Here is a 13,547-nt window from a genome sequence, read left to right as displayed (position 1 = left end):
GGCCAGGGCCTGCCGGGATGCTTGGCAAGGCTGTCGGTTGATACGCAGCGCCATCCGAGCCTGCTGGCCAGCATGTTACCGATGGTTGATTTACCGACATTGGAGGATCCCCCCAACAAAATAACCTTGAGCCTGGTATCGATGCGCTTGGTCAACAAGTGGTCCTATCTTGGAAAGTTCGAATAGTGTTCAACGCGGCACGCAATTTGGCAAATGAAATAGCTGCAAGGTCATGGCACCCGCAAAATATATTTCAACTTTAACGAGAAAATTTCAATCAAAACTTGCTTCTCGTCAGGCGGTGCGCACAATTGCGTCAACGTCGATTCTTTGATCTTAACCATACTTAACAATTCATGGCCGCCGCTCGTATAAAGCGCGAGACAGGCGGATTGTGAAGGCCTCCATATAGAAAGTCTTAATCGCTCATGCGCAACTGTTGCGTGTGCCGCACTCGCCGTTTCAAATTGAGCTCCAACATGTCAAATACGCCTGCGCGCAGTCTATCGAGCGCGAAGACACGCCAACTTGCCGATCTGGTCGCTGATATGATCGCGTCAATCACCCGGCGCGATGATGCGGATACCGCCGTGCGTATCAAGGCGGAACTTGACGCTATGGAGTTGCGCATTCGTCAACAGGCAGCAGCCCTTGCGCACAGCCAAAGAATATTCGATCAATCGTCCGCGGCTGCCAGAATTGGTATCTGGGAGTGCAGCCTTCCCGATGAAACCCTTCGCTGGACTGACGTTGTCTACGATATATTCGATCTGCCGCGCGGCTCACCCCTCGATCGCAATCAGATCTTGTCGCTCTATTCGGCCGAGTCTGCGCAGGAACTGCATCGCCGTCGCAGCCGCGCCGTGGAAGAGCACAGCGGATTCACCATGGATGCCGAAATCATCACGGCAAAAGGCAATCGCCGGTGGATGCGCATCACGGCCACTGTTGAATGTACCGATAGCCGGCCTGTGCGCATCTTCGGCATGAAGCAGGATATCACAGAGCAGAAGATTCTCCTGGATCAAACCCGCTATCTGGCAGAGTACGATCCGATGACGGGGCTTGCCAATCGCAGCCAGTTCCAGGCAAAGCTGGCAGATATGTGCAAGCGTCATGACGAGGAGACTGGCGCGGGCGCTTTACTCCTTATAGATCTCGACGGGTTCAAGAAGGTCAACGACACGCTGGGACACGCCGTCGGCGACGATTGCCTGAAAGAAGTTGCGCAGCGTCTCGCCAATGCCTGCCGCGCTGCTGAAATCGTCGCACGTATCGGCGGTGACGAGTTCGCGGTTCTCATAAGGCCGCAGCAAGGTATGGATGCGGCCGAAAATCTTGCCCGTATCATCGTCACTGGTCTCAGCCAGCCAATCGATCACGATGGCCGGACACTGCGACTGGGGGCATCCGTCGGCATCGCCCTTATCGAAACGAATTTGCCGTCAGAGGTATTCAAACGGGCGGATACGGCCCTTTATGCGGCGAAGACCGCGGGGCGCAACCGGTTCCAATTGTTCGAGCCTCCACGCGATGTCAATGCCTGACCTTGACCCAACGCAAACATCTTTCGTCTTTGATTGCATCCTGAGCGGTCCTAAATCAAATGGCAAAGCCATTGGCTTTGGCAGCCGGCACCCAAGGCCTGTCGGGCATTTGCTTCACAAAAGCCACACGTAAAATCCCACAGACACTAACTCAGCTGACGGTCGGCTAAACCATAAGGTGCTTGCGATGCGCCTAAGTATAATTTCATCACCAGGGTTTTGGATGTAATCTGGGCTGGTAGCGATGTATCCTCCCCTCCCGCTACGTCCGTCTGGCCGCCCAGTTGTAATCCTGGGCGGCCCTTTTTGTGAGACTTTTGGGGAGCTTGCTGGTGCAACAACTGAAGACATGCGGCCCGTCCGATAGAAGGACATCGCCCCAAAATTCGGACCATTGTCTTTTATGGAATATTGGGTCCGCATTTGACCAAAGGCCAGCAGGCGACAGCCAAAGTGAGCGCACGCGCAAATGGCGTTGCAGGGAGTTATCGATTCCCGGAACATATTAGCTGCAAAAGAGATTGGAAATTGTGGGACAGCCGGCGCGAAGCGCCCGGTACCAGCCAAGCGTCGAGCATAAGAGCGAGACCGGAGCTGATGGGCGAGGCGTTTTGCGAGTCTCAATCGCTGATTGGTTCTGGGCAATCACACGCATTTTGCCGCTAAGTCCGATCCAGTGCGAACGCACGAGAGAAGTGGTCATTGAGAGGGCACTTCAAGTGTCCCAAGCGCCTACCAAGTCGTCTTGAAACCCACCTTACCGGCCCAGGCATCGGCATCACCATCGAAACTGCTTTCATAGTTGACGTTGCCGTAGATGGTCGTGGCATCAGTGACCTGCATGGCCGCGCCGATGCCGAGCCTGCCTGACGTATCCCCCAGATCGGTGGTAAAGGGGATTGAACCGGTCGCCGAGGAGAACTCCGTCGTCGGATCACCGAGGAATTCGTGCCAGATGTCACCGCGGACCCACAGGCTGAACGTGCGGGGCGCCCGGCCACTGGCGTCGACCGCGCCAACGCCCCAGTCGCGTGCCACACGCGCGCCAAGCCTGCCGGCCATTGAATCGGTGTCGGCGTAACTGACATCAGCGGCGCCATCGTCGATATTGAGCGCCTGGTAGACCAGTTGCACCTGCGGCTCGAGAATCCAGCCATTGCCAAGGTGGAACGGATATCCTGCCTCGAGCGAGGCGGCCATTTTGGATCCCGATGACCGTCGCGTTCGGCGTCGCAGTGTCAATCTTCGCACTCGTTGCCTCCGTTGGGACGCCGGCGTCCCAGTTGCCAGGAGCAAACCAGTCGGAGGAACTCATTCCGGTCCAATTCGTCTGGGCGTGTGTCGAAACCGTAGATACCGTTAAAAGCGCAATTATCGCGAGCAATCTCAGTTGTGAAAAACATTGCGTCGACGATTGAACGACAAGTCCGCGGGAAAATGCGCGCATTGCCATGCTCCCCCTCTCAGCAGGTTACTCTTGGTAGCCTGAGGGTCCGGCTGCACCCCTCCGTGCCCGACACTGCCTGCCCCCTCCGGCAGGATGGAAAACATTACGGTGAACCGGCTGAAATCAGAAGCGCAAATCGCCCACCGTGTGAGTGGTTCGCGGAAATGCGGTGAGTGTTGCCGCAGGGAGACAGCGTGAAGTTCGCGCCGCGTTGGTATCAGTCATCGGCAGTAATTCCATTAGGTAGCGCCGGCTGGAAAAAATTCGCGGGTCCGTCCCAGCGATGCTCTTTGTTTCAGGTGCAACGGCTGGCGCAAAAGCGGCCATCATAGATGGATTTGCAAGGTGTCGGGGCTATGGAAGGTACCAAATGCGAAGAGATGTTCACGGATGTCGGCAAGAAGCTAGAGTTCAAGGAGAGGGTCGCCCCGACATGGACCGGACTCCTCTTCTCCGGCAAAAAGGTTGCCGACCCATGGCGGTCGGTACGATCACGAATATCATCGGCAAGAAATCACCGCACCTTTCGCCGCAGCGATCATGCCACATGACCATGATGATTGAAGAGCTTTCCGTAAGCTTGGAACTTCGCTTCGCGGTTGCTGCTGGTCAAGTTGATGGCACTTGCCACCAATATCGCGTGGTTGCCGACATCACTGTCAGCATCATGACTAATGTCGCAGCCGTTTTGGAGGGATTGATTATCGACGTAATCGCCCGGTTTGGTTCGGAAAGATTTGGCGTCCCGAAGCGATCGAGTGCATTCTTATTGGCAGTGGAAGAATGCACTCGAAAGCCCCTGAAATAAAGCCGCTGTCGTATACGCCACCGGTATCCCGGGGCCGTTCGGCGCTGGAGGCCCGATATCCCCATCGGCGCGGGAGGGTGGCATTGAAGGCACTGATTTTGCGGTGAATTGTAACGCTTGTTGACTTGCCATGTGCCGACTACTCACTACGCTTAGAGACCACAAGGGAGCCCCATAGGTTTTAAGCACGCCTATAACCCTTGTGAACTGGTTCCCCGCGTTCGCGGGGGACCATTTTGATTGATATCCCAATGATCACACGACGCTGTCACTTGAGCTTCTTCCGATATTGGTGTGGCTTTTCGCCTCCAGGCCTTTCTAAGCTTCTAACGATCGGGCGGGTAAGGCAAGGCGACATGGGTCAGGCGGTCCGGAACCGTTTGGCCGGGTTTTCCTCATGCGAACGCAACCTGTCAGATACATACTTTTTTGAACTTAGACACACTTAATTATACATTAAGTCATTGACATATAACGATTTTTTTGTTGTTTTTCTCTCGAAATCGCGGTATCAATGACTACTGACCGTAATGGGTAGCCCGGCGAAAGTGGTGCCCAGTTCGGTTGCCACTCTTATGTCAAAAGGACCGGAAATGGTTCGCCGTCGCGTGCTCAAATCGCCCAAGAACGGCCTCACGACACTCTTCATCAAAGGCCTGAAACGTGCCGGCCAAGGCGAGCAGTACGAGGTCACGGATGTGGGCGAGGCCCGAAATCTCCGTATACGCGTCAGCTCGCGCTCGAAAAAATTCTATATGACGGCACGTTGGCACAAGGGGCCCCCTGTGTAACGGCTCGGTTAATAGGAAAGTTCGCACCATCGAAGCAAGAAGAGGTTGTTGACCGCGTTGGCACGCAGATCCTGCGCGACGATTACACGGGCGCATCGACTGGAATTGTCAAATTCCATGCTCGCAAGCGCGTCGGGGGCAAAAGTGGTACTGCCGGAGCCATCAAGGGCTAATAGCACCGCAAACTATAGGGCGCTACGGCGCCCTTCCTTTCTTGGGCTGCCCTTCGGGGCGGCCCTTTCTATTTCAAAGGGGAACATCATGAGAATAGGCAACTGGGTTCGCAGCCTTCTTGGCGGCGAGATAATGCAGATCATTGCCCGCGAGGCAGGTTGGCGCGGCGATCGCATCCAGGTTCGTACGGCAGACGGCACAAGCTGCTGGTACGCGCCAGGTTTTATCATCAAGGAACAATCATAAATGCCCGTAGGCACCTTAAAGCTTTGGCATACTGATCGCGGCTTCGGCTGGCTAACGCAGGACGGAAGCAAGCGCAAACCCGATCTTTTTATCCACTTCACGGAGATGAAGAAGGCCGGCCTGCGCGCCGAGGAAGGCGCCGTTTATTGGTATGCCATCTCTGAGCGCGACGGTAAGCCGATCGCAGTTGATCCCGAGCTAACGTGATCGCAGGCGGATTGGAACGACACCTACGGTGGTTACTTCGATGCCTATCGCTGCAAGCAGATACTGCACGTGTGGCATGCACGTGGTGCCGTCTGGCAAGGCTTGCCCATGTGTAGCCAAGCGTAAGGCCGCCAGCGATGCAGCACGTGTCGCCATGCTTACCTTCCTCATCACTGCCCCTGAGGTTTTTTCTTCGGGAGCAAATTAGCTGAGGCAACAAACCAATTTTAGGGAGCAGTTCAGGCGAGGCAATGCGGCGCCTCATCCTGATCGTCGTGTGTGGATGCCCCCATAGATGCAAGAGGTTTTTTCGACAGGTATGACATGCGGTCAGGTGCAGTCGTGTGTCCGGCCTCATTGTGCAGCTTTCACACGCTGCGGGCCTGTATGGAGATACGCCGGATCGAGTCCAAATCGCGCTAGCGGGCTTTGACGCCCTCGACGATCAGCTGGTTTTCCCGATCCCGTCTCTATGACCGTTTTCCCTTACCTGTCTTCCGACCTGCTCACATCTCCCATTACCCGACGGATTGCAGCGTAATCAGGCTGCCGCCTCCGCCGGATCTCGATAATTCTCTTTCTTCGTCATCAGCGCCCACACCATCCGTGCCATTTTGTTGGCCAGCGCGGTTGCAACCAGAATGCGCGGTTTGCACGCCAGCATCCGTGCAAGCCAGATGCTGCGCGTCCCCTTGCGTGCAGCCGCTTTTACTGCCGACGTGGCGCCTATAATCAGAAGTCGCCGGATATCACGCTGGCCCATCTTCGATGTTTTTCCGAGCTTCTGCTTGCCCCCCGTCGAATTCTGCCGCGGCACCATGCCAAGCCAGGCGGCAAAGTCACGGCCATTCTTGAAGGCTTCGATCGGCGGCGCGAAGGCCCGAATGGCCATGGCGCAGATCGGGCCAATTCCCGGCACCGTCATCAGCCGCCTGACCTCCTCATCCTGTTTGGCTCGGGCGCGGATGTCACGTTCCAAAGTCTCGATCTTTGCCTCGTAATCCGCAATCTGTTGCAAGTACATCCGGCCCAGCTCTCTCACCGGTTCCGGCAGATGGGCGTTCAAATCATCGATCACCTCGGCCAGCCGGTCGACATAAGCGGCGCCTTGCGGCGCAATGACACCGTATTCGGCCAGATGTCCCCTGAGTGCGTTGATCGTCTGCGTGCGCTGTCGCACCAAGAGATCCCGCGTGCGGAACACCATGCTCTGGGCCTGCTGGACCTCGCTCTTCACGGCAACAAAGCGCATGGTCGGCCGTGAGGCGGCTTCTGCTATCGCCTCCGCATCGGCTGCATCGTTCTTTTGCCGTTTCACAAACGGCTTCACGTAGATCGGCGGGATGAGCTTGGCGATCTGTCGCCCCCAATAGTGCGATGTCGCACAGGCCTCCATGGCCACGATGCAGATCGGAGGCTGGGTCAGAAATGCCAGAAACTGTGAACGCGACAGCTTCTTGCGGAAAACCACCGAGCCATCGGCTGCGGCACCATGCAGCTGAAAACTCCGCTTTGCCAGGTCAACGCCAATGATGGTAACTTCACGCATGATGCCTCTCCCTTTCCTGGTGATTCCAACACCACCATCTTGGCACATTGCGATGCCGCCGGGAGGGGCATCCACACCATCACGCTATACACGCCCTAGTGCTAGCGCACGCGGCTACGACAAAGAGTGGAACAAGGCACGCGCCCGACAGCTTTGTCACTTCCCCACGTGTGTGGACTGTGATGGCAAGGCAAGCCTGGTCGACCACATCGTATCAATCCGCAAGGCACCAGAGCGTCGGCTCGATCCTACTAACTTCCAGAGTATGTGCAGCACATGCCACGGCAAGAAGACAGCTAAACACGATGGATCATTCGGCAGATATTGAAGTCACCAAGGGCGAATGGGCGTTTGGAGCAGAACGCCCGGCCGACTAGTTTCTCGACCGGGCAAATATATCGAGGACTACTTTGTGGCGTGAATGATTATCGTTCCTAACGATACCTTTGGCGCGTCCACGCCAATGTGCGCTGCGTTTTTTGCAATCCAATCCTTAGCCATGCTTACGCTCTCATCAATGCCTGCCTTGTCCTGGCATACGGTCATCGATAGCCCACCGTCGCTCTCACTACTACGAGCCAGAGTGTAGCTCACAAACCCTGTTGTTGAGCGCAAAAGCTTTTCAATCTCTGCCTTGCGCTCCTCCAACAATGCAAACAGCTCCTTCGAGCCCTTACCTGAATAAGTTCTTACAACAACATCCATAATGAAATTCCAATTCTGCGAAGGCGTTCATTATGTGAACGCGCATTCTGGAGAGCATCAATCCGAACCAACGGCTCCGGTCCTGCTGACCAGCAATTCGATAGCATAAGCCACCCATCGACCGAATGCGACGTAATAATGGTTAGCTTGCCAGGCGTACCCCCGGGGCTGGGGTCAAAGGACGCCCAACTGCCGGAGGACCGGTGTAATTGACGAAACAGGCGCAATTACCCACGTCCGCGAGGGCGACGAGGCCGACGCCGTGGCATTCTTTGTCAAGAAAGGCTGGCTGCACATCTCGGGCGCGTTGCCTGACGGCGTAGTCGACAAGTACGGCTTGTTGGACGCGGCACGGATGCCGATGGTTTACTAAAGGAGGAAGGCAGGCCTTGCGACCTGCCTACGCCCGCCCCATCGGTTTACGCCGACTCCACCTCGGCGGCTTACCGGCTGGCGGTCTCGGCTTTGGCTCAACGAATATGCCAGCCTCGCGCGCAGCCTCGACGAATGCAACGCGTGCGACGGCGGCGGAGCACACTCCGGCCAGGCATTGCAATAAGATGTGTTTTGCAGTCTCGAGCTTGGGTCCGCCCTGATCTGGCCATTGGTCGAGAATGAACACGGCCGCATCATAGGCCGAGGCTACGCTAACCGTCTGACCTGGCTTTCGGCCTATTGCGGAGACCATGGGGAAAGGCCTGTAATCCTCATACATACGGACATTGCAGCACAGTGGCGCGCAGGATTCCATTCCATCAAATTCTTTAGCTGGTCGCCTTTTGAAAAATGTCAGCTTTTATTGCTACATTACCCTTTGTCCCTACTTGCGGCGCGCTGGTGGGCGATTCTTGGAATCATGGGTGGGGTGAATGAGGCGTTTTCTTTTGATTGCTGCCATGGTCGCAGCAAGTATTCTGCCGGGAAATGCAGCCTACTACAGCGGCAATGAGATTATGACAAAGTGTGATGACGAGCTCGCATTCAACAAAGGTTTCTGCTTGGGCTATTTCGCCGCTGTAGCCGACTCTTGGAGTAATTCGAGATTGGTGGGTGGTCCCCCGGAGTGCTTAAGTGCAGCAGTCACGGTTGGACAAATCAGGGATGTGGTTGTCAAGTTTCTCCGCGACAACCCGGCACGGCGCCACGAGGACACGAATGGGCTTGAAGTAAGGGCGCTGTATCTCGCCTTCTGTCCTCAATAGCGGCAATTAAGCCGAGATAGTAATCCTGGTTGACCGTTCCGAAGTGTCCGTATCTCTGGTTTACGTATTAGGGCTGATGTAAAGTCCGATTAAAACTAGGGAGGATGGGTAAGATGCCCATTAAAGGGCCGCCTAGTTGTGAGGAATATGCCGATCGAGCCAGTGATTGCCGGAAGGCCATCGAGCCGCGGTTCAACGAGCTGGTTGATCAGCAAGCCGATCTGTTTGACATTTTGGAGGAAGCCACGGCCGTCGGCTGGAGCCGCGAGGAAGTAACGCTTGCCCTGAATGGACTACTAGAGAGGGAAAAGGAACGGCAAGCGACCTACACCACGAATAGTAGGAACACCCCAAGCACCACCACAATAGGCGATAGCCGCCGCCGCAGATAGATAATGGTCTGCGGCGGTGGCTGCATATCCAAGTACCATTTGGGGTGGAGGTTATCCACGTTAGGAACCCTAACCAATAACGTGGTTAATGTAGACTGTTTTGGACAGGTGTCTAAAACTTTCGAATCATTTCTTGCGCTGGACGCGCTCGGTCCGGTCCGATCGCAAATCCTCGACCAGCTCGCGCCAGTCGCTCGGATCAGATTGCTTGAGAAACCGCAATTGCGCAGAGCGCTGATCGTGTGGTCATTCCTGCGGGTCTATGGCGGCATGACCGGCAAGGAACAGCACCAGAGAAACGGTATCGTTCCAGTGGTTCACTTGCAGCACACCCAAAAGAGACCGAGGAATGAAGTTTATTTTCTGGAAGGCGCCCGACGTTGCGCCCCATTGGATCGTAGATCGTCGTGATGTCGCCGGTCGTCGTCTCGCGGCCAGTGACGCGGCCAGCGTTGTCATAGATCGGCGGCGTGGAACTATCCTGTCGCCTGGCGGTCCTGATGCAGTTTTTCCGGCTTACACACAATTGTTTAGTCTCTCTTGTGCAACACCCTGCCTCTAATGCCACTCTCAGGCCCTCACTGCGGACAGTTTGTTCTTTTAGTTCAGGCCGATTCGCGACAAGGTTTGCGTCTGATTCTGCCGGAGGGGACGCCGGCGAATCTTGCCGCAGACCGCCAGAAGCGCCTTGCGGATAAGGAGGGGAAATCATGCGCGCACTTACCAGCCACCTGCTCGGCTCGACTGCCAACGCAACACCTTCGGCAAATCAGCAGCATTGCAGGGCTAGTCATGCAAGCTTGCACGATGCCCCTTCCTCGACCTTTAAGAACGCTTCATGCGGCCACGCCGGGCGCCAAGGTCCAATGGCGTGGGTACTCAGGACCATCCCGGTGTCCTTGCTGCTAGCCGGTATTGGCTATAGCCAAGAGGCCCAGGCGGTGCCCTACGGGACATGCACGGTCACGCCATCACCCATCACTTGTGGACTGGTTCTTGTAGGCAACCAGAACGGATATAATTTCATCACTGGCCAAAACGTGGCCGCTGTAATCGGTGCGAATGGCTTGGAACCGCTTTTTAGCATCTACATGGATAATAGAACCGGGTTTCAAACCCAGAGCCTCACGGTTTCTGGTACCGACATGACTAACTTCTATCTGAACGGGAGTTTCGGGGGCACGGCAAATATCCTCATGGAGAAAGGCGCCAAGACCGACCTGATTTCGGCTGGCCTTGGTGGCATTGGAAACAGTACAAACGTAAATATCACCGTTGACAACTCGACGTTGAACGGCGCGAAGACCGACTTCATCTATGACTTTGACTTGGGTGCTAGCGGCAACAAGAACTTCACGTTGGGTTCCGCCATTTTCATCGATCTTTTGGACTTCGGCGATCACACGATCAACGTGAAGAACGGCAGCCAGCTGCACGGCAGCATCGTCACCGGCGGCGGTGCGGCAACGGTCGACGTGGTGAACAGCACTATCGATACCGGCGGCATCTATGTGGCTGGCGCCGGCGCTAATACGATTTCGGTGACCAACAGCACAGTCAATTCTACAAATAGCCAGGTGGCCGCAAATCTGGTGGCCCTGTTCCCAAATCAAGATCTATCTGCCATCGAAAACCTAGCCATCGGCGCGTTGGGCGGCTTGCAGAGCAACACGATGAGTATAGTCGGGAGCACCGTTACCGGCGACTTGGGCTTACTGGCTGGAGGTGGCACGAACCAGATCTCGGTGACCGGCGGCAGCAGCATCACCGGCAATCTGGTTCATCGTGGACCGTCCCAGGCCAACGTAAATTTCGACGCAAGCTCGATCGTCGGCGATATTCGCGCCGAAGCCACCAATACCGATGTCACTATGCAGAAGGGTTCGTTTTTTCAGGGCCGTTTCTTGACCGGTGCCGATTCGACATCGAGCCTGATGATGATCGATAGCACCTGGAACATGACCGGGAACTCCAACATCACCAATCTTACAAATGACCCCAGCGTGATAAACTACTTGCCCCCGGTGGGCGATCCGACGCTGCTGTCGAGCTACAAGACGCTGACGGTCAACAACTACGTAGGCGCAGGGGGGGAGATCCGCCTGAACACCTTCCTCGCTGCTGATGGCTCGCCATCGGACCGGCTGCTGATTATTGACGGCGGTACGGCCACCGGCACGACAACAACCGTGATTACCAGGAACACTGGCGGCGGCGGCGCCCTGACCACCGGCGACGGTATCCTGGTCGTCGACGCCATCAACGGCAGCACGACCGCGCCTGGCGCCTTTGCCGGATCTGCGGCTGCGGGCCCCTACGAGTATCTGCTCTTCCGCGGCGGTTCGACGCCCGGCAGCGAAAATGACTGGTTCCTGCGCAACACTCTTCCGCCCGACCCTTCGGACCCTTCGGACCCTTCGGACCCTTCAAGGCCCCGGAGGCCGCTCTTCCGGCAGGAGGTCTCGGTCTACGCGGCAATGCCGGCTGCGGCAGCGATCTATGGGCGCCAACTGATCGACACGCTGCATGAACGCATGGGCGGCGACGCCCAGCGGCTCAGCCCAGGTGACAATGGCACCTATGATGACAGAGTGGACGGTATGTGGGGCCGCGTCATCGGCCAATGGGGCCATCGCGACGGCCCCGGCGTCTCTGTCGGCGGACCGAGCTTCGACTATGACTTCGGCGGAATCCAGTTCGGTGCAGACCTTTACCGCAGCGATAACGCCAACGGCAGCCGCAACAACGCCGGTCTCTACGCTGCTTACGGCCATGGTCAAGTTGACGTCGAGCACAATCTTCTCGGTCGCACCTTCGATGGCGGTGAGGATAAGTTCGATGCTTACACCGTCGGCGGCTACTGGACGCACTTCGGATCAAACGACTGGTATCTCGACGGCGTTCTACAGGCGACGTGGTACGACGCGACGATGAGCGGTCGGCGCGGGTTACGCGAAGGCGAGACCGATGGCTGGGGTCTGGCCGGCTCTATTGAAGGGGGCTATCCGTTCGACCTCGGCAACGACTGGCTGATCGAGCCGCAAGCGCAACTGGTCTACCAGTTCCTTGATCTGGGCGATTTCAACGATGGTGTAGCGGAGGTGCGCTACAGCGACGAGGATTCGCTGGCAGGACGCATCGGTGCCCGGTTGGCACGCAGTTGGAACCTCGACGAGCCGCAGCCGGCACCGGTGGAAGGCGCTGCCGCGAAGCGGGTGCGAGAGGCCTCGCTGTGGGCCCGCGCCGACATTTGGAACGAGTTCCTCGGCCAGCCGACGACCGAGGTCTCGTCCGCCGCGGGCTTCGTTCCTTTTACTGCCGACCTCGATGGTGCCTGGTGGAAGCTCGGCGTCGGTGGCACCTATGACTTCACCACCCAGTCAACGCTTTACGCCAACGTCAACTACGAGAGCGCATTCGACGGGGATGCCGACGCATGGGAAGGCAAGCTCGGCTTGAAGGTCGCGTGGTGACACGCTTGGATACCACCGTGCTGGCAAACTCTTATGACCGTGGTCAAGGATGATAGATGAAATTTTCTGGCCCATGTCTTTGCCATAGGTTGTTTGCCGTTGGTGGGCAGCACGGGGACGGGATGGGCCTTGAGACGACGGTTGATCCAGCTCTTATCCGCGGGTTGGTTACCGCACTTCTGTAATTCGTCTTGCGCTTTCCCTGTCTAGTGTCGGGCGTTTGACGATGTCCCAGCCACATAGTTAGCACGGGAGTTTCCCACCGTGACCCATCCCGTCTCCGTGCTGTCCGGTGTTGCGCCGGATTGAAGCCGGTCAAATGAAGCTTCAGTCCGGCGGCGCCCGGGCGAGCGGGGCTTTCGCCGCGAGCTTGATCTTCAAGGCACAAGTGCACCGCATTTCAGTGCACCGGTTCGACCTGGTGGCCGATGGCCCACAGGAAGGCGGCCATCTCCCGCGCGATCGCCGCAACGACAATGGGTTTCTTCTTGCCCGCCGCCGTCATGCGCCGGTAGCGGGCGCAAAGCCGGATTTGCGCCCTCCAGGCGATTTCGCGCACGGCCCTCGGCAGGCCCTCGAGGCGGACGCGAATGGGCTCCGTCACCCGCGCCGGATAGCGGTAACTCCAGGCACCCTCCACCAAGACGCGGCGTGCGCGGCGATTGCCGGCCAATGTGAGGCCACCACGTTTGACCGTCTCGCCAGTCGAGCGCTCCGACGGTACCAGGCCAAGAAAAGCCATCAACTGTCGTGGATTGTCGAAACGACGGACATCGCCGACTTCGCTGACAAAGGTGACGGCAACAATGAAGGAGACACCACGCAGCGCCTGATAGGCCGAAACCACCGGCGCCATCGACCAGTTCGGCACCAACTCGGTGAGCTGGGCATCGAGCCGCTCCAGCCGGTGTTGTGCATCGGTGATCACATCGACCTGGTCCTGGAACACGATCTGCTGGGCCGGATGGTCGAACTTCTGCGCCGCAAGCCAGCGGGCATGCGCTGG

Annotated in this window: 10 protein-coding genes; 6 read left to right on the top strand and 4 right to left on the bottom strand. The window is 57.1% G+C overall.

Annotated features, from left to right (window positions below; all coding sequences use genetic code 11):
• Positions 1-479 precede the first annotated feature (479 nt).
• Positions 480-1,547: a diguanylate cyclase gene (locus AAAB35_RS07160; protein WP_340667531.1), complete on the top strand. Its 1,068-nt coding sequence runs from the start codon at positions 480-482 to the stop codon at positions 1,545-1,547.
• A 732-nt stretch (positions 1,548-2,279) separates the two neighbouring features.
• On the opposite strand, the gene AAAB35_RS07155 is transcribed toward AAAB35_RS07160, so the two are convergent.
• A complete protein-coding gene (locus AAAB35_RS07155; protein ID WP_340667528.1) occupies positions 2,280-2,798 on the bottom strand; it encodes an autotransporter domain-containing protein in 519 nt (172 codons plus the stop codon).
• Positions 2,799-3,469: 671 nt separating this feature from the next.
• Here AAAB35_RS07155 and AAAB35_RS07150 point away from each other — a divergent pair.
• From AAAB35_RS07150 to AAAB35_RS07140, 3 genes are all read left to right on the top strand, one after another.
• Positions 3,470-3,802, top strand: coding sequence for a hypothetical protein (locus AAAB35_RS07150; protein ID WP_340667526.1), 333 nt, complete (start codon positions 3,470-3,472; stop codon positions 3,800-3,802).
• 1,052 nt (positions 3,803-4,854) lie between these two features.
• Positions 4,855-5,013 (top strand): hypothetical protein, encoded by a 159-nt coding sequence (locus AAAB35_RS07145; protein WP_340667525.1) that lies wholly within the window; start codon positions 4,855-4,857, stop codon positions 5,011-5,013.
• On the top strand, positions 5,014-5,220 hold the full coding sequence (locus tag AAAB35_RS07140) for a cold shock domain-containing protein (RefSeq protein ID WP_340667524.1): 207 nt from the start codon (positions 5,014-5,016) through the stop codon (positions 5,218-5,220).
• A gap of 541 nt (positions 5,221-5,761) precedes the next feature.
• Here AAAB35_RS07140 and AAAB35_RS07135 read toward each other — a convergent pair.
• A complete protein-coding gene (locus AAAB35_RS07135; RefSeq protein ID WP_340667522.1) occupies positions 5,762-6,769 on the bottom strand; it encodes an IS110 family transposase in 1,008 nt (335 codons plus the stop codon).
• Between the two features lie 405 nt (positions 6,770-7,174).
• A complete protein-coding gene (locus AAAB35_RS07130; RefSeq protein WP_340667520.1) occupies positions 7,175-7,474 on the bottom strand; it encodes a hypothetical protein in 300 nt (99 codons plus the stop codon).
• 869 nt (positions 7,475-8,343) lie between these two features.
• On the opposite strand from AAAB35_RS07130, the gene AAAB35_RS07125 reads away from it, so the two are divergent.
• Together AAAB35_RS07125 and AAAB35_RS07120 are read left to right on the top strand one after the other, a co-directional pair.
• Complete coding sequence (locus AAAB35_RS07125; protein WP_340667519.1) at positions 8,344-8,676, top strand: Rap1a/Tai family immunity protein; 333 nt, start codon at positions 8,344-8,346, stop codon at positions 8,674-8,676.
• 1,588 nt (positions 8,677-10,264) lie between these two features.
• Positions 10,265-12,541 carry an autotransporter outer membrane beta-barrel domain-containing protein gene (locus AAAB35_RS07120; protein ID WP_340667517.1) on the top strand — a complete coding sequence of 759 codons (2,277 nt, stop codon included), beginning with the start codon at positions 10,265-10,267 and terminating at the stop codon, positions 12,539-12,541.
• A gap of 400 nt (positions 12,542-12,941) precedes the next feature.
• On the opposite strand, the gene AAAB35_RS07115 is transcribed toward AAAB35_RS07120, so the two are convergent.
• Positions 12,942-13,547, bottom strand: a 606-nt coding sequence (locus AAAB35_RS07115; RefSeq protein ID WP_340667516.1) for a transposase, incomplete at its 5' end; no start/stop codon positions are given.

Origin of the sequence: Phyllobacterium sp. (assembly GCF_037994425.1) — a bacterium.
Lineage (GTDB): Bacteria > Pseudomonadota > Alphaproteobacteria > Rhizobiales > Rhizobiaceae > Phyllobacterium.
Note: the sequence above shows the minus strand (reverse complement) of the source record. Positions and strands in the feature narration are given on the sequence as shown.